The organism is Kitasatospora sp. LaBMicrA B282 (assembly GCF_050325825.1).
Classification (GTDB): Bacteria; Actinomycetota; Actinomycetes; order Streptomycetales; family Streptomycetaceae; genus Kitasatospora.
Genome location: NZ_JBNQTI010000093.1, coordinates 1 through 23,384, shown reverse-complemented (window position 1 = coordinate 23,384; position 23,384 = coordinate 1). Strand labels below are relative to the sequence as shown.

The following is a 23,384-nucleotide window of genomic DNA, read 5'->3' as shown; positions in this document are numbered from 1 at the left end:
CGCCCAACGCCGCGCGCTGATCCGACGCGAATTGTCAGACACGCCCTGGTGGGCGTGGCCCGCCCATCTTGCCGGGCGCGGAGGGTGCGGGAGAAGCCCCGTAGGCTCTGCGGCATGAGACGCAGGACGAAGTCGGTGCCCGCCCCGCTGCCGCAGCGCGACGGGGTGGACCCGGTGCGGGTGAAGCTGCCCGTCGAGGGTTCCTGGCCGACGGTGGCCGCCTACCTGGCGCACCGGCTGCCGGCGGCGGCCGGTGACCGGCTGGCCGAGATGCTGCGCGGCGGCGAGATCCTGAGCCTGGACGGCCCGGTCGGCCCGGGTACGCCGTTCGCGCCCGGTGCCAGTGTCTGGTTCCACCGCGACCTGCCGGCCGAGGTCCTGGTCCCGTTCCCGGTCGAGGTGGTCTTCCGTGACGAGCACCTGGTGGTGGTCGACAAGCCGCACTTCCTGGCCACCACCCCGCGCGGCAGTCACGTGGTGCAGACCGCGCTCTCCCGGCTGCGGCACGACCTGGAGCTGCCCGAGCTGGTGCCGGCGCACCGGTTGGACCGGCTGACCGCCGGGCTGGTGATGTTCGTGGTGACGGCGCAGGCGCGCGGCGCCTACCAGACGCTCTTCCGGGACCGGCTGGTGACCAAGGAGTACCAGGCGGTGGCCCGCTACGACGAGCGGGTGGCGCTGCCGCGGCTGGTGCGCAGCCGGATTGTCAAGGAGCGCGGGGTGATCGCTGCCCGCGAGGTGCCCGGGCCGGTCAACGCGGAGAGCCGGGTCGAGCTGCTGGAGCGGCGTGGCGAGCTGGCCCGCTACCGGCTGACCCCGCTGACCGGCCGGACCCACCAGCTGCGGCTGCACATGAGCAGCCTGGGGCTGCCGATCCTGGGCGACCCGGTCTACCCGGAGGTGCTGCCGGAGGCGGCCCCGGACGACTTCCGGAACCCGCTGCAGCTGCTGGCCACCGGGCTCTCCTTCACCGACCCGTTCAGCGGGCGGGCGGTGGAGCTGCGCTCGCGGCGGGTGTTGGCGGCTTGGGAGGCGGCAGCGTGAGCGACGATCCGGGAGACGGCGTGCGCGGGCAGCGGCCGGCGGAGGGCGGTGCGGACGGCAGTGCGGACGGAAGTGCGGAGCGCAGTGCAGACGGCAGCGCGGTCGGGCAGCTGCGGGAGCTGTTGATCGCGCGCCCGGCGATGGCGCGGGAGCTGCCCGGCTTCGACACGGACGCGGCGCCGCCCGAGCCCGGCGCGCTCTTCGTCGAGTGGTTGCTGGCGGCGCTGCGGGCCGGGGTCCCGGACGCCCAGGTGCTGACCCTCGCCACGGTCGGTCTCGACGGGGCACCGGACGCTCGGATGCTGGTGCTGCGCGACGTCGATCCGGTGGGCGGGGTGTGGTGGTTCGCGGGGGACGCGGACAGTCCGAAGGGGCGGCAGCTGGCGGCGGTGCCGCGGGCGGCGCTCACCTGGTACTGGCCGGCGCAGGGGCGGCAGGTGCGGATTCGCGGGCGGGTCGCGCCGGGGGAGCCGGCGGCGGCCCGGGCGGTGTTCGGGCTGCTCAGTCCCAAGTCCCGGGTGGCGGCGCTGGTCGGGCGGCAGAGCGAGCCGCTGGTCGGCCCGGCGGAGTTCTGGGCGGCCTGGGGCGCGGCCGAGCGGGCACTGGCCGCGGATCCGGCGCTGGTGGCCGCGGGGTACACGCAGTACGGGGTGTGGGCCGAGGAGGTCGAGTTCTGGCAGGGCGCGGCGGACCGACGGCACGTGCGGCTGGTCTACCGGCGGTCGGGCGGACGGCGACCGGGCGGCCCGCGGTCGGGCGGCCCGGCGGCGGGGGAGTGGGAGCGGGGGCTGTGCTGGCCGTGATCCGTGTGGCGGGGGCCACGGCGGGGCGGTTTCATCGCCGTGCGTGACCAGGAGTGCGCAGCGGGCGAGGGAATCGGGGTGGCATCGGTCACTTCGAATGCCAGGTCGATGCAATAAACGGCCTGGTTTTCGGTGGTTCTGTGCCGGTTTAAGGCATGGGTTTCCGGGGGTAACAGGCGTTGGCCTGGGCAGATGCCGGTTCGGTTGAGCCGGGGTGGGGCGGTCCGTAGCTTCGATGGTGGCGCTGCGAGCGCCGCCCGGGACCGCTGCCGGGCCCGCTGACCGTCCGGTCGGGGGCCGGCGCGGGTCGCGCCGGAACCTCCCTGCTTTCTCCGCCCCTGCGGGGGCGTGGTTCCGTGCTGCCGCTTGTCCGGGTCAACGACGACGAAGGAGATCCTTTGACTTTCCGTGACGAGACTGCCGCCACCGTGTCCACTGCTGCCGGTAAGCGCTGTCGGGTGCGGCTGGCGGTGCTGGGCGGGGCCGTCGCGGCCCTGCCGGTGGTGGGGCTGGTCGCGGCGAACGGGGCGTCGGCGGCCTCGGTGTCGACCTGGAACGCCGTGGCGCAGTGCGAGAGCACCGGCAACTGGAGCATCGAGAACGGCAACGGCTTCTCGGGTGGGCTCCAGTTCACCCCGAGCACCTGGGCCGCGTACGGCGGCACCCAGTACGCGTCGACCGCGGCGCAGGCCTCCCAGGCACAGCAGATCGCGGTGGCCGAGAAGGTGCTGGCCGATCAGGGCCCGGGCGCCTGGCCGGTCTGCTCGGCCAAGGCCGGCCTGACCGCGGGCGGCCCGGCGGCGCAGTCGCAGCCGAGCAAGCCGCAGGCCCAGGCCCAGCCCGAGGCCCTCACGCAGGCCCCGCAGGCCCCGCAGGCCCCCAAGCAGGCCCCGCAGCCCAAGCAGACCCCCGGGTCGACCGCGAAGCCGACCGCGCCGGCCCAGCCGCAGCGCGCCGCCACCGGTGGCAGCTACACCGTCAAGTCCGGTGACACGCTGAGCGCGATCGCCGCCGCCCACGGCACCAGCGTCGCCGCGCTCCACGCGGCCAACGCGCAGACCATCGGCGGCAACCCCGACCTGATCATGCCGGGTCAGCAGCTCGCCCTCTGAGGCCTGCACCGCTGACGCCCGAGGCGCACCCACGGCCTCCGCTCCCGCTCGCCGGGACCGGAGGCCGTCGGCGTTTCCGCAGCTCGCCGCGGGTGCCCCGAGCGGCTCCGAACTCGCCCTACTGATCGACCAGTTGTCGCACTAGGCTGCGGTGCACGAACCGCTTGCGAGGAGTTCCGGTGAAGGAGACAGCCATGGTCGACGCGGTCGAACACCGCCAGGTCGAGGTCAACGGGGTGCGCCTGCACGTCGCCGAGCAGGGCGAGGGGCCGCTGGTCCTGCTGCTGCACGGCTTCCCGGAGAGCTGGTACGCCTGGCGGCACCAGTTCGCCCCGCTCGCCGCCGCCGGCTACCGGGTGGTGGCGCCGGACCAGCGCGGGTACGCGCGCAGCGAGCGGCCGGAGCGGCTCGACGCGTACACCCTGCCGCAGCTGGTGGGCGACGTGATCGGCCTGGTCCGCGCGCTGGGGGAGGAGCAGGCCGTGGTGGTGGGTCACGACTGGGGCGCCCCGGTGGCCTGGCTGAGCGCGGCGGTGCGCCCGGACGTGGTGCGCGCGGTGGCGGGGCTGAGCGTGCCGCCGTCGCTGCCGGGCGGGCTGGCGCCGACGGCCGTGAGCCGGAAGCACTACGGGGACAGCTTCTACCAGCTCTACTTCCAGCAGCCCGGGGTGGCCGACGCGGAGCTGGCCCGCGACCTGCCCACCACCTTCCGGCACGTCTTCTACGGCGCCTCGGGCGACAACCCGCTGCAGCCGCAGCCCTGGCTGGTGCCGGCGGGCGCGTCGCTGCTGGCCTCCCAGCCCGCGCCCGCGGTGCTGCCCGACTGGCTGACCGAGGCGGACATCGCGGCCTTCGCCGCCGACTACGCCACCCACGGCGAGCACGCCTTCACCGGCCCGTTGAACTACTACCGCAACGTCGACCGGAACTGGGAGCTGCTCACGGCCTTCCAGGGCCTCGGGATCACCGTGCCGGCGCTGTACGTGCGCGGGGACCGGGACCTGGTGACCGCGTTGAAGGGGGTCGACCAGCGGATCGCCGACCTGCCGACGTTGGCGCCGAAGCTGTTCCGCAGCGTGCTGCTGCCCGGCTGCGGGCACTGGACCCAGCAGGAGCGCCCGGCCGAGGTCAACGCCGAGCTGCTGGACTTCCTGGCGCACCTGGACGGCTGACGCGTGCTCGCCGGGCTCGGTCGGGCGTCGTTCGGGGGTGACCAAGCGTGGCCGCCTCCGAGCCCGGGGAATACAGTCAGCTGCGACACCTGTCTCACCGATATCACCGGAACGAGGATCATGAGCACCAACCACTACGACGTCGTAGTCCTGGGAGCCGGCCCCGGCGGTTACACCGCTGCCGTCCGCTCGGCCCAGCTCGGACTGAAGGCCGCGGTGATCGAGGAGAAGTACTGGGGCGGCGTCTGCCTGAACGTCGGCTGCATTCCCTCCAAGGCGCTGCTGCGCAACGCCGAGCTGGCCACCATCTTCACCAAGGAGGCCAAGAGCTTCGGCATCAAGGTCGAGGGTCAGGTCACCTTCGACTACCGCGAGGCCTTCCTGCGCAGCCGCAAGGTGGCGGACGGCCGGGTGGCCGGCATCCACTACCTGATGAAGAAGAACGGCATCGACGAGTACGACGGCCGCGGCACCTTCGTCGACGACCACACCCTGCAGGTCGCGCTGACCGCGGGCGGCTACGCCACGGTCACCTTCGACCACGTGATCATCGCCGCCGGCGCCACCACCCGCCTGCTGCCCGGCACCTCGCTGAGCAACCGGGTGGTGACCTACGAGGAGCAGATCCTCAGCGACACCCTGCCGGAGAGCATCGTCATCGCCGGTGCCGGTGCGATCGGCGTCGAGTTCGCCTACGTGCTGAACAGCTACGGCGTGAAGGTGACGATCGTCGAGTTCCTGGACCGGATGGTCCCGCTGGAGGACGCCGACGTCTCCGCCGAGCTGGCCAAGCAGTACAAGAAGCTCGGCATCCAGGTGCTCACCTCGACCCGGGTCGACGCGATCGACGACTCCGACCCGAACGCCAAGGTCAAGGTCACCGTCACCCGCAACGGCCAGCAGGAGGTGCTGGAGGCCGACAAGGTGCTGCAGGCCATCGGCTTCGCGCCGCGGGTGCACGGCTACGGCCTGGAGGCCACCGGCGTGGCGCTGACCGAGCGCGGCGCGATCGCCGTGGACGGGCGCGGCCGCACCAACGTGCCGCACATCTTCGCCATCGGTGACGTCACCGCCAAGCTGATGCTGGCGCACGCCGCCGAGGCCATGGCCGTGATCGCCGCCGAGACGATCGGCGGCGCGGAGACCATGGAGGTGGACTTCGCGATGATCCCGCGCGCCACCTACTGCCAGCCGCAGGTGGCCAGCTTCGGCTACACCGAGGCGCAGGCCCGGGACCTGGGCTACGACGTCAAGGTCGCCAAGTTCCCGTTCGCCGCGAACGGCAAGGCGCACGGCCTGGGCCACCCGATCGGCTTCGTCAAGGTCATCTGCGACAACACGCACGGCGAGCTGCTCGGCGCCCACCTGATCGGCCCCGAGGTCACCGAGCTGCTGCCCGAGCTGACCCTGGCCCAGCAGTGGGACCTGACGGTGCACGAGGTGGCGCGCAACGTGCACGCCCACCCGACCCTGGGCGAGGCGGTCAAGGAGGCCATCCACGGCCTGGCCGGCCACATGATCAACTTCTGATCGGACGCCGGACGCCGGACGTCGGACGCCGAGCATCGGCAGGCCGGCGGCCGGCGGCCGGCGGCCGGCGGGACGAGGCGGAGCGGGGCCCGCGCGGAGTGTCGCGCGGGCCCCGCGTGCTGCACGGACGGGCTGGGGCGGCAGGGGCCGGGGTGGCGGCGGCTCAGGCCTGCGGGGCGGTCGGCCAGTGGCGGCGGCCCAGGCTGATCAGGCGCAGCTGGTCGCGGGCCAGGTCGGCGATCCGGCGCTCGGCGGCGCGCGAGCCGGACGGGGCCTCCAGGAAGGCGGCGGCGGTCGCCACCAGGTGCTCCACGTAGAGGCCGGCCAGCATCCGCAGGTCGGCGGCGGACCAGTCGGCGCCCTGCGGCTGGGTGGCCAGGGCGGCCGCGGTCTCCTCGGTGAAGGTGGTCAGCTCGGCGGCGATCGCCTCGCGCACCGCCCGCACCCCGCCGTGCCGCTCGCGGGCCAGGAAGCGGATGTGCGCCCGGTGCTCGCGCACGTGCCGGGCGACCACCGCGATCGCACCGTCGATCAGCTCCTCGGCGTCGCCCTGCCCGCCCAGGATCTTGCGGATCATCAGGTGCAGGCTCTCCAGCGACTCGGTGACCAGCACCACGCCCAGCTCGTCCAGGTCGCGGAAGTGCCGGTAGAACCCGGCCGGCGAGAGGCCGGCCTCCCGGGTCAGCTCGCGCACGCCGAGGCCGCTGAGGTTCTGGTGCTCGAGCAGGCGCAGGCCCGCGTCCAGCAGCGCGCGGCGGCTCTGTTCCTTCTGGGCGGCTCTGACGCCGAGGGTGTGACTCACATCATTCAGTAAACAACTGTTTGCTGACATCCGCCAGCTCGGAACCGGCGTAGAGTGGGTGATGTCAGCGAACAGTTGTTAGCTCAAAAGGCTCTCGAGGGAGAAACCGGTCATGCTGATCGTCTTCGCGGTGCTCGGCCTCGCCGGCGTCCTGCTGGGCGCTGCCGCCCACACCACCCTGCCGCAGTTCCTCGCGGCCGCCGCCGTCATCAGCGCCTGGCTGCTGGCCTTCGGCGCCCGCGAGGGTGTCGCCTGGCTGCGCCGCCGCCGGGTCGACGCCTGATCGCCCGTTCGACCGTCCGGAACCACCGCAATCCCGCCGGCCCCCGAAGGCCCGCCGGAACCCGAAGGGAAGTCCGATGCAAGCTCGCACGCTGACCCGTGACGCGGACGGGATGGCCGTCGCCTCGTTCGTGCTGGGGTTGATCGGCCTGCTGCTCTTCAACGTCGTGTTCGGACCGCTGGCCCTGGTGCTCGGCTCGCTCGCGCTGCGCCGCGGCACCGAGCGGCGCGGCCGTGCGCTGCTCGGCCTGGCGCTCGGCGCGGCCGACCTGGTCGTCTTCGCGACCGCGCTGGCCAGTAGCCACGGCGCGATCTGGCAGCTCGGCTGACAGGCCGGGAACGTTCGGCAGGCGGATCGCCGCCCGGGGTTCGGCCCCGGGCGGCGATCCTTCTGTGTTGTACGGCCGCTGACGTGGCATCAAGAGCTGACGCCACGTCAGCGGATCGCGGATCGGCGTCGCAGCCGGCCGGTTCGGAGCGGCAGCAGCCGGTTCAGAGTGGCAGCAGGTCGGGCCGCTTGGCCGAGACGTGGTCGCCCGAGGACTCGCCGCGCAGCCGCCGGCCGACCCAGGGCAGCAGGTACTCGCGCGCCCACTGCAGGTTCTCCTGGCGCAGCTCGGCCGGAGTGCGCTCGGCCTCGGCCGGCCACGGCGCCGCCGGGTCCTCCGCGGTGACCAGCCCGAGGGCGCGGGCGGCCAGCAGGGCGACCCGCTGGTGCCCCTCGGGCGACAGGTGCAGCCGGTCCTCGCTCCAGGCCGGCCGGGCCTGCAGCGGGCGCAGCGACCAGAGGTCGGCCACCGCGCAGTCGTTGCGGTCGGCGATGGCCCGCAGGTGCACGTTGTAGGTCGCGATCTTGCCGCGCAGGTGCTTGAGCAGCGGCACGCCGCGGGTGTCGAAGCCGGTGCAGATCAGCACCCGCCCGGCCGACTCGCGCAGCTGCACCACCGCGGCCTCGAACCGCTCGGCGACCTCGTCCGGGTCGGCACCCGGCCGCAGGATGTCGTTGCCGCCCGCGCAGAAGGTCACCAGGTCGGGCTGGATCCGGCGGACCTGTGGCACCTGCTCGGCCGCGATCTGGTCGAGCAGTCGCCCCCGCACCGCGAGGTTGGCGTAGCGGAACTCGCCCGCGGGGCGCCCGGCGGCCAGCAGGGCGGCCAGGCGGTCCGCCCAGCCGGCGAAACCGCCCTCCGGGTTGGGGTCGTTCAGGCCTTCGGTGAAGCTGTCGCCGAGGGCCGCGTAGGAGGTGATGTGGTCAAGGATCTCCAGGTGGTCAGCCATGAAGGGAATAGTTCACTGTCTCAAGTGACCTACGCCACCGTAGGTGTGGGGTGGCGGAGCGTGACGTTGGCCACCCGGCCGTCCGGGAATACCGCGACGGGTGGTGTGCGGAGGGTCAGGGGGCGAGAGGGTCAGGGGGTCGGGAGGGTCAGCGGGGTCGAGAGAGTCAGCGGGTCGAGGGGCGTCGGGTCAGGGTCGGACCTCGACGCCGCGCCAGAAGGCGATCCGGTCGCGGATCTGCTCGGCCTCCGGCTTCGGGTCCGGGTAGTACCAGGCGGCGTCCTCGTTGCGCTCGCCGTCGACCAGCAGCGTGTAGTAGCTCGCCTCGCCCTTCCACGGGCAGTGCGTGGTGGTCGTGGAAGGGACCAGGAACTCGGCCCGGACGGCCTCCGCCGGGAAGTAGTGGTTCCGCTCGACGACCACGGTGTCATCGCTCTCGGCGATCAGCCGGCCGTTCCAGTGGGCGGTGGGCATGGTGCGCTCCTCTCCGGTGGCAACGGCCCCAGCTTACGACTGAGGTGTCATCAGTTCGGCGGCACGGCCGGAGGTCACGCCCGCTCACCCGGACGGGCTGCGGCTGCGGCCGGTCGTCGCAGCGGGGGCTCGGCCCGGTGGGTGACGCACCCCGGCACCGGAGTGAGCGGCGGTTGCCGGCCCCCGGCGCGGGCGAGACTGCGAGCACGCCGTTCGCTCACGATCGGAAGGGTGTTCCGAGATGACGCTGACCATGCTGCTGCTGACCGTTCCGCCGGTGCTCGCCCTGCTGCTCAACCTGACCGACCCGGCGCGCCGCCGGCCCCGCCGCCGCGGCCGGCACGCCGCGCCCGCGCGGGCCCGGACGCGCCGGACGGCGTCGGTCGGTTCGAGCTGATGGGTGGGAGGAACTCGTCCGCCACGCGGTGCGACTGACGGTGTGTCGGCCGCTCAGGCCCAGGCCGGCAGGCCCAGCAGCGAGGTGACGCAGACGCTGCGCTCGGCGGTCGAGCCGATGAACGGCAGCCGGAGCCGGCGCAGCGAGTAGTGGTAGGCCTCGCGTTCCCGGGCGTCGGTGAACCAGCGCTGGTGGCGCGGGCCCGGGTCCGGCCGGCTGAGGGCGAGCCCGTGGGCCGCCAGGCAGCCGGCCAGCGCGTCGGTGGGCTGGCCGTAGAGCGGCCAACCCAGCACCACGGGCGGCCGCTCCTGGAGTGCGAGGATCCGGTCCAGGGTGGCCGGGCCGACCTGGCTGAACGCCCCGGTGGCGAGCACCAGGTCCGCCCCGGTGAGGGCGGCCCGGTCGGCCTCGGTGGGGTCCTGCCGCTCCAGGTCGGTGGTGACGGCGGCGTCCAGCAGCCCGGTGGCCAGCGCGTAGTCGGTGGCCGGGCGGGAGAGGTCCAGGCCGACGATGGTCAGCTCGGTGTCGGTGGGGCGCCGGGCGCGCAGGAAGGCCGCGTCCCGGGCGACCGCCCGCCGGGTGAAGTCGGGGCCGGGCGCGGCGTGGCTGCCGGATGCGGTGCCGGGCTCGGTGGGCAGGACGGGGCGTTCGGCGGGGTGCACGGGATCGGTGAGGTCGGGCAGGTCGGCGGGGCGCTCCGGCCCGGGGAACGGGGCCGGGTACTGCCGGGCGAAGGTCGCGAAGTCGACCCCGAACCTGATCAGCGCGCTGTTGATGCCGTAGCCGCAGGCCAGGTCGAGGATCTTCAGCTGACGGCGGCCGGTGCGGCGGCGCAGCTCCCGGATGGTCTCCGGGAGCAGCCCGCGGGTGAAGTCCGGGGTTCGGTAGCGCAGTGGCGCCAGCCGTTGGAAGTAGCCGCCCGGCAGCGGCTGGTGGTAGATCGGTTCGAACGAATGCTTGGCGAAGGTGCCCACGCGTCCTCCTGGATCGGGCGCCCGCAGCCTGCGCGGCTCGGGGCAGGACCTGACGGACCATCAATGTTGACATGGGCAGGGCGGCCCCAGCCATGAGCCGCTCCGGGCGCGGGCGGCGACTCCAGCGACCCCGGAGCGGAACCCGGGTTCTCCGGTGTTCTCCGCAGCACGCTGCGCGAGAAGTCGGCCGGGGGTCGCGGGGCGGGCGCCGCCCGGGCCGCCGGTGGCCCCCGGGGCCTGCGGCGGGCCGACCCCGACCGTGGTGAGCTGGGCCGATCCCGGTCGGTCCCGCCGTCATCAAGGATTCATCAGGGCGAGTGAACGAGCTTGCCCCGCCCGATCGGGTTGGCTTGAATGAACGTCATGAACCGACCGGCCCGCCACCACGACCGCCCGCCGCATCCGTGCGCGGGTCTGGTCGGCGCGCCGGCGCACGACGTCCGGTAGCGCTGCCTCCCCGCAGCCGAGCCCGGCCGAGCGGCGGGCGGGCCCCCAGTGGCCCGCCCGCGCCAAGCTCCCCACCGCCCTGCGGCGGCCCCAGCCCTGCTGATCCCCGGCCCGATCCGGGTGGTCGGCCGGCGGCCCGGTCCCGCAGTGGCCAGCAGCGCGCGCTCCCGCGCGCTCTCATCCGCACGTCCGGCCCCCGGGCGCGACCCCGTCGCGTCACGGCACCCCGGGCTGTGCCCAGCACCCCTTGGAATGGGTCATGTCCGCTGTCCTGAACAACTCGTCCGCCCTGTCCGGCCGCACCGCCCTGGTGACCGGCGCCTCCTCCGGCATCGGCTGGGAGAGTGCCCGGCTGCTCGGCGAACTCGGCGCCACCGTGCTGGTGCACGCGCGCACCGCCGAGGAGGGCGAGCGCGCGGTCGACCGCCTGGTCCGCGAGGCCGGCCTCGACGCCGGTCGACTGCACGCCTTCGCCGCCGACTTCACCCAGCTCGCCGAGGTCGCCCGGCTGGCCGAGCAGGTCGCCACCGCCTTCCCGTCGCTCGACCTGCTGGTCAACAACGCCGCCGTGATGGCCCCGGAGCGCTGCACCCTCTCCGCGGACGGCAACGAGGTCTCCTTCCAGGTCAACTTCCTGGCCGCGCACCTGCTCGCCAAGCTGCTGCGGGCGCCGCTCGCCGCGGCCGGCGAGGCCCGGATCGTCAACGTCTCCTCCTCGCTGCACCGCACCGCGTCGATGAACTGGAACGACCCCAACCGCACCAAGAAGTACTCCCGTGTCGCCGCCTACGCCCAGTCCCAGCTGGCGCTCACCATGGCCACCGGCGACATGGCTCCGGAGGGCAGCGGCTTCACCGCGGTCAGCGTCAACCCCGGCCTCTGCGACACCGCGCTGCTCCCGCTCTACGGCCGGGTCGGCGCGCCGCCGGCCGAGGGCGCGGCGGCCGTGGTCCGGCTCTGCCTGCCGGAGGTCCGGCTCACCAACGGCGCCTACTACGACGGCGGCGACATCGCGCCGACCGCCCCCGCCGCCCAGGAGGAGCGCTCCCAGCGCCGGCTGGCCAAGCTGACCGACCTGCTGGTCACCCGGGGCTGACACCCGGGGCTGACCCCCGGCGGCCGACACCCGCACCACCCCAGTCCGATCACGAGCGAGAGAGCGCGAACGCACCATGTCGAAGCGAGCCAGGAAGAAGCGGTCGCGGCGGAAGAAGAAGGCCAACCACGGCCGCAAGGCCTGCCAGTAGCACCGCCCCCGCAGTGAGCTGCCGCCCGGCACCGACCGCCCTCGGTGCCGGGCGGCTCCCTGCGTCGCGCGCCTCGACCGGGCGGTGTACGCCTCGACCGGGCGGTGCGCCGGCCCGGGCCCCGACCCGCCGTGGTCGGCCCCGGACCGGTGGACTAGGCTCGCCAGCCGGTGCGCCGGGAAGTCTGGTCGGCAACAGGAACAGCTCTGACCTCGTTGCCGGGAGGCCCGCGTGCTCGCCAGTTGCCCCACCACCGCCGACCGTTCGGACGTGGCGGCGGTGCGCTGATGCGGGCTCTCCTCGGTCGCGCGCTGGGCGGGCTGCAGACCACCGCCGAGTGGCGGCGCGAGCACCTGCGGACCAACCTCTGGCTGGTCCCGGCCCTCGAGTCGCTGGCCGCCGTGCTGCTCTTCGCCGTCACCACCGGGCTGGACCGGGCCGCCTACGACGGCCGCTTCACGCTCGCCACCTGGGTGCTCAGCGGCACCGCCGACGGGGCCCGGCAGATCCTCACCACCGTCGCGGCCGCCATCATCACCGTGGTCGGCCTGGTCTTCTCGATCACGGTGGTCGCCCTCACCCTGGCCTCCACCCAGTTCGGTCCGCGGATGCTGCGCAACTTCATCCGCGACCGGGGCACCCAACTGGCGCTCGGCGCCTTCGTGGCCACCTTCTGCTACACCGTCCTGGTGCTGGTGGTGATCAGCCCCGGCCCGCACGGCGACTTCGTGCCGCACCTGTCCATCACGGTGGCGCTCGGCCTGACCGGGCTCGACCTGGTGGTGCTGGTCTACTTCGTCAACCACATCGCGACCATGATCCAGCTGCCCCAGGTGATCGCCGGGATCGCCGCCGACCTGGCCCGGGCGATCGAGGCGCAGGGCGGCGAGGACCAGCCGGCCCCCGGTGGCGGGGACGCCGGGCCGGACCGGGAGAAGCTGCTCGCGCTGGTCGCCGCGCGCGGCGCCGCCGTGCCCACCTCGGCCAGCGGGTACCTGCAGTACATCAGCCACGAGCACCTGGTCCGGATCGCCACCGAGGCGGACGTGGTGCTCCACCTGCCGTACCGGCCGGGCCACTTCCTGGTGCAGGGCCAGCCGCTGATGCTGGTCTGGCCGGCCGAGCACGCCCCGCGGGTGGCCCAGGAGCTGCGCCGCGGGCAGATCACCGGTCCCTACCGGACCCTGACCCAGGACATCTCCTTCGGCGTCGACCAGTTGGTGGAGATCGCCATCCGGGCCCTGTCGCCCGCGGTCAACGACACCTTCACCGCCCTGACCTGCATAGACTGGCTCGGCGACTGCCTGTGCCGGATCAACCTGAGCTGGCACCCGCAGCGGGTGCACCGGGACCGCGCCGGCCGGATCCGGCTGATCGCCTACCAGGCCGACTACGACCGCCTGGTGCAGCGCGCCTTCGAGAAGATCCGCCAGTGCTCGGGTGCGATGCCCGCGGTGATGATCCGTCAGCTGGAGTCGCTGGGGAAGGTGATGGAGCAGACCGCGCTCGCCGGGCGGCGCGCCGTGCTGCTGGAGCAGGGGGCGATGATCTGGCGGCTCTGCGAGGCGACCGTGCCGGAGCCCGCGGACCGCTCGGACGTGCGGCGGCGCTACGACGTGCTGCTGGCCACGGCGGCCGCGCTGGACGAGGCGGACGGGGTGCCGGCGGCCCTCGCGGCGGTGCCGGGCGCGGGGAGCGCGCCGGGCGGTGCGGCCGGTCAGAGCGTGAGCGCGGCGAGGGTGAGGGCGGTCAGGACGATGGTGGCCCCGGCCACCATGAAGCCGTACTCGACGGCCCGCCGCTCCCGCCCCTGGACCAGCACCCGGCGCGGGTCGGCCGGGTCGTAGCGGACCGTCACCTCGGGCCCCGGGGTTCGACTGAGCGGCGAGTGGACCTCCAGCAGCAGTCCGTCCCGGGTGGCGAACTGGAGCAGCGCCCGCCCCTCGGCCCGCTGCTTCACCACGGCCGCCGCCGGCACGCCCAGCCGGTGCAGCCGGCGGGTCTCGGCCAGCCCGACGGCGCCGGCCAGGTAGGCGAGCACCCCGCCGAACAGCAGGTTGAACACGAGCAGTCCGAGCATGGCGGCCTCCCTGTGCATCCCGCTGCCCACGGTAGCCCCGCGGGGTGGTCCGGCGGTATCCCAGGCGTAGCCGGGCGCCCGCCGGGTATCCCGTCCCCCGGAGGAAACCGGCGGGCATCGGGGGACACCGTGGCAGGAGGCAGCGCCGAGGCAGTCCACCGGCTGCTGGCGGCCGGGGTCCGCGACCGGGTCTTCCCCGGCGCGGTCTGGGCCGTCGGGGACGCGGCCGGGCTGCAGGACACGGGCGCCGTGGGCCTGCTCGACCCGGGCGAGCCGGCCGCGCCGATGTTGCCGGGCACGCTCTTCGACCTGGCCAGCCTCACCAAGATCGTGGCCGTCTGGACCGCCGTCGGCAGCTGCCGGCAGGCCGGCGACCTCCCGCTGGACGAACCGCTCGGCAGCTACTGGCCCGAGGTCGCTGGCCACCCGCTGCACCGGATCACCGCCCGGCAGCTGCTCGCCCACACCGCCGGCCTGCCGCTGCGCGCCCGGCTGCAGGAGTGCTTCGGGAGCGAGCCGGCCGCGATCCGCCGCGGGGTGCTGCGGGCGGCGCTGCACCGCCCGCCCGGCGAGGCGGTGGAGTACACCGACCGCGCCGGGCTGATCCTCGGCTACCTGGTCGAGCACCTGACCGGCACACCGCTCGACCGGCTCGCCGCGCGCTGCTGCTGGCGCCCGCTCGGGATGGGGCGGACCCGGTTCGGTCCGCTGCCCCCCGAGGTGGTCGCCGGCTGCGCGCCGACCGAGGCCGATCCGTTCAGCGGACGCCCGTTCCGCGGCGTGGTGCACGACCCCTCGGCCCGGCTGCTGGGCGGCGTCAGCGGCATCGCGGGCGTCTTCTCGACCGCCGAGGACCTCGGCCGCTTCCTGCGGCATCTGCTCGACCCGGCGCCGCGACCGGGCGGCCCGGAGTACGGCACGGCGTGGGTCGAGGAGTCGTTCACCGTGCAGACGGGCTCGCTGGACCCGCCCCGCGGCCTGTTCTGGCAGGTCGCCCCGCGCACCGAGCCGGCCGCCGGGCTGTGGACCCACACCGGCTTCACCGGCACCGGCTTCTGGGTCTGCCCACGGTTGGGGCGCTGGGCGGTGCTGCTGACCAACAAGGTGTTCCACTCGCGCGAGGTCCAGCCCATCGCCGAGGTGCGGGACGCCTTCCGCACCCTGGTCTTCGGCTGAGTTCCGCGAACCTGGACTACTCGAACCGCAGCTCCGTCGCACCCCGGCGGCGCCAGAGCACCGGCAGGCTCAGCAGCGTCACCAGCAGCACCGCCGCGGCGCCCGCGCCGAGCAGTACCGCGATCTGGGACCAGGCGAAGGCGACCGGCAGGTGCCCCAGGGTCAACAGCACGGCCCCGAGCGCGAGCCCCGTGACCAGGGCGACGACCAGGCCGAGCAGCACCGGCAGCACGCTCTGCCAGAGCAGCGCGAGCGCCAGGGTGCGCGGCCGGGTGCCGAACGCGGTGAGCACGGCCAGGGTGCGGCGCCGCTCCCGCAACTGCTCCAGCAGGCCGACCAGCATGCCCGCACCGATCAGGGCGAGCACCACCACGGTGCCGGCGGTCAGGTCGCGGCGGATCGCGCTGAACCCGGGGTCGGGGGCGCGCTCGCTCGGCGAGTAGACGTGGGACTGCGGGTCGAGCAGGGCCGCGTCGGTGCGGATCAGCTCCTGGGCGTCCGGGGTCCCCGGGACCGGGTGGACCAGGAACCGCGCCTCCTGCCGGGCCAGTGCAGCGGTGGGCAGCGCGCCCGGGGTGGCCAGCAGCCCGGGGGCGATGAAGCCGTCCGGGGACGGGAGCGGTTCGACCGTGGCCCGGGCGGCCGGCACCTGCCAGCTGCCCTGCCACCGGTCGAGGCCGGTCAGCACGGTGCCGGCGGCCGGTGTGCGCGGGCCGCCGCCGGTGGCGAAGACGTCGCCGTCCGTGCAGTCGTCGATCCGGGCCAGGGTGCGCAGCGTGGCGCAGTCCGCCACCTCGATGGTGTAGCCGGTCGGGAACCCGGCGCCCGGGCCGCTCGGCGCGTCGGTGCGCTCGGCGTCGAGGCTGACGCTGCCGACCGCGTCCGCCACGCCCGGGGCGGCGCGCAGCCGTTGGGTGTCCTGGGCGAGCCGGTCGCCCGCGGTGGGGAGTCGGACGATCAGCACCGAGGGGTCCCGCGGGCCGGGGCCGACGGGGGCCGACCGGTCGCCGGCCATGATGCCGAGCAGGGTCTGCAGGGCGATCGCCCCGGCGACCGCGACCACGATGCCGGTCACCGGACGGGTGGCCGTCTCCGGGTTGAACCGCAGCCGGCCGACCGCCAGTTGCCAGGCGGGTGCCCCGCCGGTGCGGCCGAGCGCCCGGGACACCAGCCCGACCAGCGGCGGCAGCAGCGCAGCGGTACCGACGAGCAGCAGCACCAGGCCGGCGATCAGCACGGCCAGCGAGTCGGTCTCGCCCAGCGCGGCCAGCCGGTCGCGCCGGCTGAGCAGCAGGCCGAGGCCGAGCAGCGGCGGGAGCAGGCGCCACCACCAGCGGCGGGAGACCCGGGCGCCCTGGCGCACCACGCCGAGCGGCTCGGCGGCGATCCGGCGCATCGTGACCAGGGTGACCAGCACCGCCACCGCCGGCACGGCCAGCAGCGCGGCCGCCGCCAGGGCCGGCTGCGGCTGCACGTCGGCCGGGAAGACGCTCAGCCCGTCGAGCGAGATCCGGCCGATCTCCTGCCGGGCGAGCAGGAAGAGCCCGAGGCCGCTCGCCACGCCGAGCAGTGCGCCGGCCAGCGACTCGCCGGCCGCGATCCGGGCGGTGCCGGCCCGGTCGGCGCCGCCCAGGCGCAGCGCGGCCAGCCGCCGGTCGCGGGTCTCGCCGCCGAACCGGACCGCGGTGGCGATGAACACCCCCACCGGGCTGAGCAGGATCACCAGTCCCGCCACGGTGAGCAGCAGCAGGAGCGGATCGGTGGGCTTGGGCGGGAGCTCGGCGCGGAAGTGGTCGATCCGCACGGTGCCGGGGCGGTCGGCGTCGAGGGTGGCGGAGCCGAGGTAGAAGGCGTAGTCGTCGGGGCCGAGCAGGCCGGCGTCGCCGATCGTGCCGACGATCGGTCCGGGCAGCCGTTGGCGCAGCAGCGCGCCGCCGGGGGAGCGGAGCAGGCTCGCCAGCGCCGGTGAGACGGCCAGCTCGCCCGGGCCGGGGAAGCGGGTGAGGCCCGGTGCCGGCGCCGGGTCGGGCCCGTCGGGGCGGACCAGCCAGCCGGTGACGTCGCGGCCGTGGAAGGTGGTGCTCGCGTTCGCCAGCAGCAGGCTGCGGGCGGAGAGCGGGGCCGGGTCGATCGAGACCAGCGGGGCGGACTGCGTCCGCAGCCGGTCGTCGCGGTGCGCGCGGATGCCGGGAACGGCGGCGGCGAGCAGCAGGGCGGCGACGCCGAAGCCGACCCCGAGCCCGGTCAGCAGGGTGCGCAGCCGGGCGTCCCGGCCACCGGTGACGGCCAGGCGCAGGCCGAGCAGCAGCTCGGTGAGCCGCTGGGCGGCCCGGGGCAGCGGGCGCTCGGTGCCCGGGGTGCCGAGCGAGGCGGACGGGGTGCCGAGCGAGCCGGACGGGCGGTCGGTCACGGACGGCCTCCCGCCGTGCCGTCGGTGCGCCCGTCGCGCACCACGATCTCGCGGTCCGCGTAGGCGGCCACCCGCAGGTCGTGGGTGACCAGCAGCACCGCCGCGCCGGACTCCCGGGCGGCCGCGCCGAGCAGTGCCATCACCTGCTCGCTGTGCAGCGAGTCGAGCGAACCGGTGGGCTCGTCGGCGAAGACCACGGCGGGCTCGGTGACCAGTGCACGGGCGATCGCGGCCCGCTGGCCCTGGCCGCCGGAGAGCTCGCCCGGCCGCTTGTCGGCGTGTCCGCCCACCTCCAGCCGCTCCAGCCACTCCCGGGCCCGGGCTTCGGCGGCGCGCCGGCGCACACCGTTCAGCCGCAGCGGCAGCGCGACGTTCTGCAGGCAGCTGAGCTCCGGGACCAGCTGGCCGAACTGGAAGACGAAGCCGAACTCGGTGCGGCGCAGCGCGCTGCGCCGGGCGTCGGAGAGCCGGCCGAGGTCCTGGCCGCGGTAGCTCACCGTGCCGGAGTCCGGCCGGATCAGGCCGGCCAGGCAGTGCAGCAGGGTGGACTTGCCGGAGCCGGAGCGGCCGAGCACGGCGACCAGTTCGCCGGGCGCCAGCTCCAGGCCGGCGCCGGTGAGCGCGGGGGTGAGGCCGAAGCTCTTGTGCAGGTCGGTGGCGGCCAGCAGGGCACCGGACGGGCCGTCGGCCGCGGCGGGCCGCGGGGCGGTGGCGGGGGAGAGCGGCATCAGGCGGTCACCTTCCGGGCCAGCTCGTCCAGCCGGGCCGCGGTGAGGTCCAGCCAGCGCAGGTCGGCCTCCAGGTGGAACAGCGCGTGGTCGCAGAGCAACTGGTCGACCAGGTCTCCGTCGAGCTTGCGCCGGGTCAGCTCGCGCATCCGGCGCAGGTGTTCGGTGCGCTGGGTGTCGAGCAGGGTGTCCGCCGAGCGGCCGGTGAGCAGGGCCAGCACCACCTTGGTGTACAGGGTGCTCTGCAGCTGGGCGGAGGGGTCCTCCGGCTCGGTCAGCCAGCGGGCCACGTCGGTGATCCCGGCCTCGGTGATCACGTAGCGCTTGCGCTCGGGGCCCTCGCCCGGCTCGGTGCCGTCGACCTCGACCAGGCCGTTCTTCAGCAGGCGGGAGAGGGTGGCGTAGACCTGGCCGTAGGGGAGCGCGCGGGCCTGGCCGAAGCGTTCGTCGTAGGCGCGCTTGAGGTCGTAGCCGTGGCTCGGGTGGGACTCCAGGAGTCCGAGGATGGTGTGGCCCAGTGACATGCCGTCGACTATACACACGATGTATACCTGCGATGTATACCTGGGATGCATAGTCGGCGCGGGCAGCTTGACGGCAGGTCAGCGGCGGGTGGCGGGCCATCAGCTCGGGCCGGCCCGCCACCCGCCGCCCGCCCCCAGCGCGCCGGGGTGCGCCGCGGGGACGGGCACGGCAGGCTGGGCTCTGGTGACCGGCAAGCCGGACGAGCGACTGGAGTCAGCTGGATGAACGCGCAGAAGTCGGCCGACATCGGCGTCACGGGACTGGCCGTGATGGGCCGCAACCTGGCCCGGAACTTCGCCCGGCACGGCCACCGGGTGGCGCTGCACAACCGCACGCCCGCCCGCACCAGCGCCCTGATGGCCGAGTTCGGCCACGAGGGCGCCTTCGTGCCGACCGAGACCATGGAGCAGTTCGTCGCCGCGCTGGAGCGGCCGCGGCGGATCATCATCATGGTCAAGGCCGGCGAGCCCACCGACGGCGTGATCGACGAGCTGCTCCCGCTGCTCGAACCGGGTGACATCGTGGTCGACGGCGGCAACGCGCACTTCCTGGACACCCGGCGGCGCGAGGCCGCACTGCGCGAGCGCGGTCTGCACTTCGTCGGCACCGGCATCTCCGGCGGCGAGGAGGGCGCGCTGGAGGGGCCGAGCATCATGCCCGGCGGCACCGCGGAGGCCTACCGCTCGCTCGGCCCGCTGCTGGAGTCGATCGCCGCCAAGGTCGACGGGCAGCCGTGCTGCACCCACGTCGGCCCCGACGGCGCCGGACACTTCGTCAAGATGGTGCACAACGGCATCGAGTACGCCGACATGCAGCTGATCGCCGAGGCCTACGACCTGCTGCGGCACGGCGCGGGCCGGCAGCCCGGCGAGATCGCCGAGGTCTTCCGGTCCTGGAACGAGGACCGGCTGGAGTCCTACCTGATCGAGATCACCGCCGAGGTGCTCGGCCACACCGACGCCGCCACCGGCCACCCCTTCGTCGACGTGGTGCTGGACCGCGCCGAGCAGAAGGGCACCGGGCGCTGGACCGTGCAGACCGCGCTGGAACTCGGCGTCCCGGTCAGCGGCATCGCCGAGGCCGTCTTCGCCCGCTCGCTCTCCGGCAGCGCCGGGCTGCGCGAGGCGGCCCGCGGCCTGCCCGGGCCGACCGAGACCTGGCTGGACAGCGCCGCGGCCGACCGCTTCGCGGGCGACGTGGAGAAGGCGCTCTACGCGTCCAAGATGGTCGCCTACGCCCAGGGCTTCAACCAGATCCAGGCCGGCAGCGCCGAGTACGGCTGGGACATCCAGCCCGGCGCGATGGCCCGGATCTGGCGCGGCGGCTGCATCATCCGGGCGCAGTTCCTGAACCGGATCACCGCCGCCTACCAGGCCGACGGCCTGCTGCCCACGTTGCTCACCGACGAGTACTTCCAGCAGGCGCTGGGCGATGCCCAGTCCGCCTGGCGCCGGGTGGTCTCCACCGCCGCCCAGCTCGGCGTGCCGGTGCCCGGCTTCGCCACCGCGCTCGCCTACTACGACGCGCTGCGCGCCGGGCGGCTGCCGGCCGCGCTGATCCAGGGGCAGCGCGACTACTTCGGCGCCCACACCTACCGGCGCACCGACCGGGACGGGGTCTTCCACACCCTCTGGTCCGGGGACCGCAGCGAGCAGCAGCAGTGAGCCCCGGGCCCGGGGCGGGCGCCGCGGTCCGCCGGGCGGCAAGGCGTCAGGGGCTGACCGCGAGGATCACGTAGGCGGCCAGCACCGACAGGTGCACCCCGCCCTGCAGCGGCGTGGCCCGGCCCGGGATCACCGTCAGGGTGCCGACCGCGACGGTGAGGGCGAGCAGCACCAGGTGGGTCGCGCCGAGCCCCAGGATCAGCGGTCCGTTCAGCCAGATGGTGGCCAGCGCCACCGCCGGGATGGTCAGCCCGATGCTGGCCATCGCCGAGCCGAGCGCCAGGTTGAGCCCGATCTGCACCTGGTCGCGCCGGGCGGCGCGGACCGCGGCGATGGTCTCCGGCAGCAGCACCATCATGGCGATCACCACCCCCAGCACCGAGGCCGGCAGTCCCGCCGAGGTGAGCCCGCGCTCGATGGTCGGCGAGACCGCCTTCGCCAGCCCGACCACCGCGACCAGGGCGATCAGCAGCAGCGTCAGGCTGAGCCCGGCCGCCCGCGCGGAGGGGCGCTCGTCGTGCGGGTCGGTCTCGGTGTCGTGCAGGTGCGGCGGCAGGAAGTACTCCCGGTGCCGCACCGTCTGGGTGATCACGAAGACCCCGTAGAGCACCAGCGCGGCCGCCGAGGCGAAGGAGAGCTGGGTGGGGGAGAACTGCGGCCCGGGGGTGCTGGTGGTGAAGGTGGGCAGGGCGAGGCTGAGGGTGGCCAGGGTGGCGACGGTGGCCAGGGCGGCGCCGGTGCCCTCCGGGTTGAAGACCGCCACCCGGGTGCGCAGCGCGCCGAGCAGCAGGCAGATGCCGACGATCCCGTTGCAGGTGATCATGACGGCGGCGAAGACGGTGTCCCGGGCCAGGGTTCCGTTCTTGCTCGGCGCGTCCGCCATCAGGGTGACGATCAGTCCGACCTCGATGATCGTCACCGCCACCGCCAGGATCAGCGACCCCAGCGGTTCGCCCACCCGGTGCGCCACCACCTCCGCGTGGTGCACCGCCGCCAGCACCGCCCCCATCAGCACCAGGGCGGCGAAGGCGGCCACCACGTCGGGCAGCGAGCGCCCCCAGACCAGTCCCAGCAGCACCGACGCCAGCGGCGGCAGCAGCAGGGTCCAGCGGCTGAGGGCGGCGGTCAGGGCAGTGGGCAGCGGTCCGGTCATCGGACCGAGCTTGGCAGACCGGCGGCTCGGCGAAGCGTCAGAAACGCCGCAGGTCCGCCGGTCGGCCGGGGGTCGGTGTGCCGGACCGCGGCTCCACCAGGGCGAGGGTGGCCGGCAGCTGCGAGTGCAGCGGCGCGGGCAGCGCCTCGGGGTCGAACCAGCCGAGCGCGTCGAACTTGTGCGGCTCGCCGATCGCCACCGCCGCCGGGTCCACCCGGACCGCGCAGACCACCGCGACCCAGTGCGAGTCCACCGGGTCGCCGCGCAGCACGTTGCGCACCCCGAGGACCGCGACCTCCAGCGCCTCGGCGGCGTACTCCTCCCGCACCTCGCGGGCCACCGCCGTCTCGAACTCCTCGCCGAACTCCAGCGCCCCCGCCCCGCAGTCCCACCGCCCCGGCTCGTCCCGGGCACCCGCTGCCCGCCGGGCCAGCAGGATCCGCCCGCCGCCGTCGTGGCAGACGAAGACGCAGGACACGCCGATCCGCTGCGACCCTTCCTGACCCGCCATCAGAAGTGCTCCACCAGCTCGGTGAAGGCGCTCAGGTGCAGCACCCGCCGGTCCGCCGGGTCCAGCTCGGCGTGGTCCAGCACCCAGGTGTGCTGGTGCGGGATGAAGACCGCGTTCAGTCCGGCCGCCCGCGCCGGGACGATGTCCGACTTCGGCGAGTTGCCCACCATCCAGCTGACCTCGGGCGCCAGGCCGTGCTCGGCGGCCAGCCACCGGTAGACCGCCACGTCCTTCTCCGGCACGATGTGCACCCGCTCGAAGTACCCCGCCAGGCCGGAGGCGTCCACCTTGGCCTGCTGCTCCGCCTGGTCGCCCTTGGTCAGCAGCAGCAACCGGTGCCGCTGCGCCAGACCGTCCAGGGTCTGCGCCACCCCGGGCAGCAGCTCCACGTCGGCGCCGGAGACGCTCGCCGTGAGCGCCGCGAACCCGTCCTGTTCGCCCGCCGTGGCCGCCCGGCCGTGCAGCTGCTCGAAGCACTCCGCCAGGCTCCGCCGGAACACCTCGGTCCCGTACCCGTACCGGGCCACGTTGGCCGCCTCGATCCCGTCGAGCACCGCCCGGGCCGCCGCCCGCTCCGGCGCGGGCGGCACCACCTGGTCGAGGAAGGCCTCGATGGCGCGCTCGAAGCGGATGTTGTTCTCCCACAGGGTGTCGTCGGCGTCGAACACCAGCACCTGATCACTGCGTCGCATCCGGCCATTGTGCGTCGTGCGGGCGGCCGGGGCAGCCGCTTTTCGGCAGCGCGGGGCGGCGGGTCGGCGCCGCCGGGTCCCGCCCGGTCCGCCGCGTCCCGGCGGTGCACCCGGGTCCCGACAGTGCGCCCAGGGCCCGTCAGTGCAGGCGGGCGCGGAGGAGGTAGCTGCGGGCGACCGCGGTGGCGAAGGCGGTGGGGTCGAGCCGGCCGCTGCCGAGGGCGGCGGCGAGGGCGGTGGCGGCCTGCTCGCCCTGGGCGGGGTCTTCGGCGGAGCAGAGGATCAGGTCCGCGCCGGCCTCGGCGGCGGCGACGGCGCGGTGCGCGGTGTCGCCGTAGGGCTGCAGGGCGCCGGCCTCCAGGGCGTCGGTGACGGTGACGCCCTGGAAGCCGAGCCGGTGGCGCAGCTCGTCGCCGATCACGGTGCGGGACAGGCCGGCCGGGCGGTCCGGGTCGAGGGCGGGGTAGACGGCCCAGGAGAGCATCACCAGGTCGACCCCGGCACCGATGGCGCTCGGGTACGGCGCCTCGTCGGTCCCGGTCAGCCGCTCCCGGGAGGCCGACAGGGTGACCGGGAGCCGGTCGGTGTCGGCACCGGCCGGCGCGCTGCCCAGGCCGGGGAAGTGCTTGGCGGTCGCCGCCACCCCGGCCCGCTGCTGGGCGGTGACGAAGGCGCTGCCCAGCGCGGCCACCGCCGCCGGGTCGCGGCCGAAGGAGCGCTGCGCGGCGTCGATGAAGTCGCCCGGCTCGGCCGCGACGTCCAGCACCGGGGCGAGGTTGACGTTCAGTCCGGCGTCGCTCAGCGCGCGCGCCGCCCCGCTGCCGGCCCGGGCGGCCGCGGCCACCGGGTCCAGAACGGAAGAGGCGCGTTGGGGGGGAGGAGG

Annotated in this window: 24 protein-coding genes; 13 read left to right on the top strand and 11 right to left on the bottom strand. The window is 74.7% G+C overall.

The genetic code is table 11. From position 1 onward, the window contains the following. The first annotated feature begins 114 nt into the window (after positions 1 to 114). From ACQRUO_RS23970 to lpdA, 5 genes are all read left to right on the top strand, one after another. Entirely contained in the window at positions 115 to 1,044 is a 930-nt protein-coding gene (locus tag ACQRUO_RS23970) for a pseudouridine synthase (protein ID WP_428318100.1), read from the top strand. Next, positions 1,041 to 1,847, top strand: a complete 807-nt coding sequence (locus ACQRUO_RS23965; protein WP_428318099.1) for a pyridoxine/pyridoxamine 5'-phosphate oxidase — start codon at positions 1,041 to 1,043, stop codon at positions 1,845 to 1,847. Before ACQRUO_RS23970 ends, ACQRUO_RS23965 begins: the two co-directional genes overlap by 4 nt. 398 nt (positions 1,848 to 2,245) lie before the next feature. After that, a complete protein-coding gene (locus ACQRUO_RS23960; RefSeq protein ID WP_428318098.1) occupies positions 2,246 to 2,959 on the top strand; it encodes a LysM peptidoglycan-binding domain-containing protein in 714 nt (237 codons plus the stop codon). Positions 2,960 to 3,153: 194 nt separating this feature from the next. Further along, on the top strand, positions 3,154 to 4,131 hold the full coding sequence (locus ACQRUO_RS23955; protein WP_428318111.1) for an alpha/beta fold hydrolase: 978 nt from the start codon (positions 3,154 to 3,156) through the stop codon (positions 4,129 to 4,131). A 120-nt stretch (positions 4,132 to 4,251) separates the two neighbouring features. Continuing rightward, positions 4,252 to 5,661: a dihydrolipoyl dehydrogenase gene (gene lpdA, locus ACQRUO_RS23950; RefSeq protein ID WP_428318097.1), complete on the top strand. Its 1,410-nt coding sequence runs from the start codon at positions 4,252 to 4,254 to the stop codon at positions 5,659 to 5,661. Positions 5,662 to 5,824: 163 nt separating this feature from the next. On the opposite strand, the gene ACQRUO_RS23945 is transcribed toward lpdA, so the two are convergent. Beyond that, positions 5,825 to 6,463, bottom strand: coding sequence for a TetR family transcriptional regulator (locus ACQRUO_RS23945; protein ID WP_428318096.1), 639 nt, complete (start codon positions 6,461 to 6,463; stop codon positions 5,825 to 5,827). A 112-nt stretch (positions 6,464 to 6,575) separates the two neighbouring features. On the opposite strand from ACQRUO_RS23945, the gene ACQRUO_RS23940 reads away from it, so the two are divergent. Next, a complete protein-coding gene (locus ACQRUO_RS23940) occupies positions 6,576 to 6,746 on the top strand; it encodes a hypothetical protein (RefSeq protein ID WP_428318095.1) in 171 nt (56 codons plus the stop codon). Positions 6,747 to 6,822: 76 nt separating this feature from the next. Further along, a complete protein-coding gene (locus ACQRUO_RS23935; protein ID WP_428318094.1) occupies positions 6,823 to 7,074 on the top strand; it encodes a DUF4190 domain-containing protein in 252 nt (83 codons plus the stop codon). 163 nt (positions 7,075 to 7,237) lie between these two features. Here ACQRUO_RS23935 and ACQRUO_RS23930 read toward each other — a convergent pair whose 3' ends face one another. Together ACQRUO_RS23930 and ACQRUO_RS23925 are read right to left on the bottom strand one after the other, a co-directional pair. Further along, a complete protein-coding gene (locus ACQRUO_RS23930) occupies positions 7,238 to 8,023 on the bottom strand; it encodes an SGNH/GDSL hydrolase family protein (RefSeq protein WP_428318093.1) in 786 nt (261 codons plus the stop codon). A 189-nt stretch (positions 8,024 to 8,212) separates the two neighbouring features. Further along, complete coding sequence (locus ACQRUO_RS23925; protein ID WP_428318092.1) at positions 8,213 to 8,497, bottom strand: DUF427 domain-containing protein; 285 nt, start codon at positions 8,495 to 8,497, stop codon at positions 8,213 to 8,215. Between the two features lie 241 nt (positions 8,498 to 8,738). Here ACQRUO_RS23925 and ACQRUO_RS23920 point away from each other — a divergent pair, with 241 nt between their 5' ends. Beyond that, positions 8,739 to 8,894, top strand: coding sequence for a hypothetical protein (locus ACQRUO_RS23920; protein WP_428318091.1), 156 nt, complete (start codon positions 8,739 to 8,741; stop codon positions 8,892 to 8,894). A gap of 53 nt (positions 8,895 to 8,947) precedes the next feature. Here the strand turns inward: ACQRUO_RS23920 and ACQRUO_RS23915 are convergent, their stop codons facing one another. Then, complete coding sequence (locus ACQRUO_RS23915) at positions 8,948 to 9,868, bottom strand: hypothetical protein (RefSeq protein WP_428318090.1); 921 nt, start codon at positions 9,866 to 9,868, stop codon at positions 8,948 to 8,950. A gap of 706 nt (positions 9,869 to 10,574) precedes the next feature. On the opposite strand from ACQRUO_RS23915, the gene ACQRUO_RS23910 reads away from it, so the two are divergent. The 4 genes from ACQRUO_RS23910 to ACQRUO_RS23895 all read left to right on the top strand — a co-directional run bounded on the left by ACQRUO_RS23910 (position 10,575) and on the right by ACQRUO_RS23895 (position 14,818). After that, positions 10,575 to 11,411, top strand: coding sequence for an SDR family NAD(P)-dependent oxidoreductase (locus ACQRUO_RS23910; RefSeq protein ID WP_428318089.1), 837 nt, complete (start codon positions 10,575 to 10,577; stop codon positions 11,409 to 11,411). Between the two features lie 76 nt (positions 11,412 to 11,487). After that, a complete protein-coding gene (locus ACQRUO_RS23905) occupies positions 11,488 to 11,562 on the top strand; it encodes a 50S ribosomal protein bL37 (protein ID WP_425461458.1) in 75 nt (24 codons plus the stop codon). A gap of 287 nt (positions 11,563 to 11,849) precedes the next feature. Then, a complete protein-coding gene (locus ACQRUO_RS23900; protein WP_428318088.1) occupies positions 11,850 to 13,409 on the top strand; it encodes a DUF2254 domain-containing protein in 1,560 nt (519 codons plus the stop codon). Positions 13,410 to 13,771: 362 nt separating this feature from the next. Beyond that, the gene (locus tag ACQRUO_RS23895) at positions 13,772 to 14,818 is read left to right on the top strand and encodes a serine hydrolase domain-containing protein (protein WP_428318087.1); all 1,047 of its coding nucleotides are present in this window, start codon (positions 13,772 to 13,774) and stop codon (positions 14,816 to 14,818) included. A 16-nt stretch (positions 14,819 to 14,834) separates the two neighbouring features. Here ACQRUO_RS23895 and ACQRUO_RS23890 read toward each other — a convergent pair whose 3' ends face one another. Genes ACQRUO_RS23890 through ACQRUO_RS23880 form a run of 3 tightly spaced genes read right to left on the bottom strand, consistent with a single transcriptional unit; the run spans position 14,835 to position 18,480 of the window. After that, the gene (locus ACQRUO_RS23890; protein WP_428318086.1) at positions 14,835 to 17,228 is read right to left on the bottom strand and encodes an FtsX-like permease family protein; all 2,394 of its coding nucleotides are present in this window, start codon (positions 17,226 to 17,228) and stop codon (positions 14,835 to 14,837) included. Then, complete coding sequence (locus ACQRUO_RS23885) at positions 17,225 to 17,956, bottom strand: ABC transporter ATP-binding protein (RefSeq protein ID WP_428318085.1); 732 nt, start codon at positions 17,954 to 17,956, stop codon at positions 17,225 to 17,227. Before ACQRUO_RS23885 ends, ACQRUO_RS23890 begins: the two co-directional genes overlap by 4 nt. Continuing rightward, positions 17,956 to 18,480, bottom strand: coding sequence for a PadR family transcriptional regulator (locus ACQRUO_RS23880; protein ID WP_428318084.1), 525 nt, complete (start codon positions 18,478 to 18,480; stop codon positions 17,956 to 17,958). Before ACQRUO_RS23880 ends, ACQRUO_RS23885 begins: the two co-directional genes overlap by 1 nt. A gap of 222 nt (positions 18,481 to 18,702) precedes the next feature. Between ACQRUO_RS23880 and gndA the strand changes: the two genes are divergently transcribed. Next, positions 18,703 to 20,145, top strand: a complete 1,443-nt coding sequence (gndA, locus tag ACQRUO_RS23875) for an NADP-dependent phosphogluconate dehydrogenase (RefSeq protein ID WP_428318083.1) — start codon at positions 18,703 to 18,705, stop codon at positions 20,143 to 20,145. Between the two features lie 46 nt (positions 20,146 to 20,191). Here the strand turns inward: gndA and ACQRUO_RS23870 are convergent, their stop codons facing one another. The 4 genes from ACQRUO_RS23870 to ACQRUO_RS23855 form a co-directional block, all read right to left on the bottom strand. Beyond that, positions 20,192 to 21,298 carry a calcium:proton antiporter gene (locus ACQRUO_RS23870; protein WP_428318082.1) on the bottom strand — a complete coding sequence of 369 codons (1,107 nt, stop codon included), beginning with the start codon at positions 21,296 to 21,298 and terminating at the stop codon, positions 20,192 to 20,194. Positions 21,299 to 21,335: 37 nt separating this feature from the next. Continuing rightward, positions 21,336 to 21,809, bottom strand: a complete 474-nt coding sequence (locus tag ACQRUO_RS23865) for an NUDIX domain-containing protein (protein ID WP_428318081.1) — start codon at positions 21,807 to 21,809, stop codon at positions 21,336 to 21,338. After that, positions 21,809 to 22,501 (bottom strand): HAD family hydrolase, encoded by a 693-nt coding sequence (locus ACQRUO_RS23860; protein ID WP_428318080.1) that lies wholly within the window; start codon positions 22,499 to 22,501, stop codon positions 21,809 to 21,811. Before ACQRUO_RS23860 ends, ACQRUO_RS23865 begins: the two co-directional genes overlap by 1 nt. Positions 22,502 to 22,640: 139 nt before the next feature. Then, positions 22,641 to 23,384: glycoside hydrolase family 3 N-terminal domain-containing protein (locus ACQRUO_RS23855; RefSeq protein WP_428318079.1), on the bottom strand; the 744-nt coding region annotated here is incomplete at its 5' end.

What these genes read in the sequence shown, in the direction of transcription:
- ACQRUO_RS23970 (WP_428318100.1), top strand. Translation starts at nt 115, where the DNA reads ATGAGACGCAGGACGAAGTCGGTGCCCGCCCCGCTGCCGCAGCGCGAC.
- ACQRUO_RS23955 (WP_428318111.1), top strand. Translation starts at nt 3,154, where the DNA reads ATGGTCGACGCGGTCGAACACCGCCAGGTCGAGGTCAACGGGGTGCGC.
- lpdA (WP_428318097.1), top strand. Translation starts at nt 4,252, where the DNA reads ATGAGCACCAACCACTACGACGTCGTAGTCCTGGGAGCCGGCCCCGGC.
- ACQRUO_RS23940 (WP_428318095.1), top strand. Translation starts at nt 6,576, where the DNA reads ATGCTGATCGTCTTCGCGGTGCTCGGCCTCGCCGGCGTCCTGCTGGGC.
- ACQRUO_RS23935 (WP_428318094.1), top strand. Translation starts at nt 6,823, where the DNA reads ATGCAAGCTCGCACGCTGACCCGTGACGCGGACGGGATGGCCGTCGCC.
- ACQRUO_RS23930 (WP_428318093.1), bottom strand. Translation starts at nt 8,023, where the DNA reads ATGGCTGACCACCTGGAGATCCTTGACCACATCACCTCCTACGCGGCC.
- ACQRUO_RS23925 (WP_428318092.1), bottom strand. Translation starts at nt 8,497, where the DNA reads ATGCCCACCGCCCACTGGAACGGCCGGCTGATCGCCGAGAGCGATGAC.
- ACQRUO_RS23920 (WP_428318091.1), top strand. Translation starts at nt 8,739, where the DNA reads ATGACGCTGACCATGCTGCTGCTGACCGTTCCGCCGGTGCTCGCCCTG.
- ACQRUO_RS23910 (WP_428318089.1), top strand. Translation starts at nt 10,575, where the DNA reads ATGTCCGCTGTCCTGAACAACTCGTCCGCCCTGTCCGGCCGCACCGCC.
- ACQRUO_RS23900 (WP_428318088.1), top strand. Translation starts at nt 11,850, where the DNA reads ATGCGGGCTCTCCTCGGTCGCGCGCTGGGCGGGCTGCAGACCACCGCC.
- ACQRUO_RS23885 (WP_428318085.1), bottom strand. Translation starts at nt 17,956, where the DNA reads ATGCCGCTCTCCCCCGCCACCGCCCCGCGGCCCGCCGCGGCCGACGGC.
- ACQRUO_RS23880 (WP_428318084.1), bottom strand. Translation starts at nt 18,480, where the DNA reads ATGTCACTGGGCCACACCATCCTCGGACTCCTGGAGTCCCACCCGAGC.
- gndA (WP_428318083.1), top strand. Translation starts at nt 18,703, where the DNA reads ATGAACGCGCAGAAGTCGGCCGACATCGGCGTCACGGGACTGGCCGTG.
- ACQRUO_RS23870 (WP_428318082.1), bottom strand. Translation starts at nt 21,298, where the DNA reads ATGACCGGACCGCTGCCCACTGCCCTGACCGCCGCCCTCAGCCGCTGG.
- ACQRUO_RS23865 (WP_428318081.1), bottom strand. Translation starts at nt 21,809, where the DNA reads ATGGCGGGTCAGGAAGGGTCGCAGCGGATCGGCGTGTCCTGCGTCTTC.
- ACQRUO_RS23860 (WP_428318080.1), bottom strand. Translation starts at nt 22,501, where the DNA reads ATGCGACGCAGTGATCAGGTGCTGGTGTTCGACGCCGACGACACCCTG.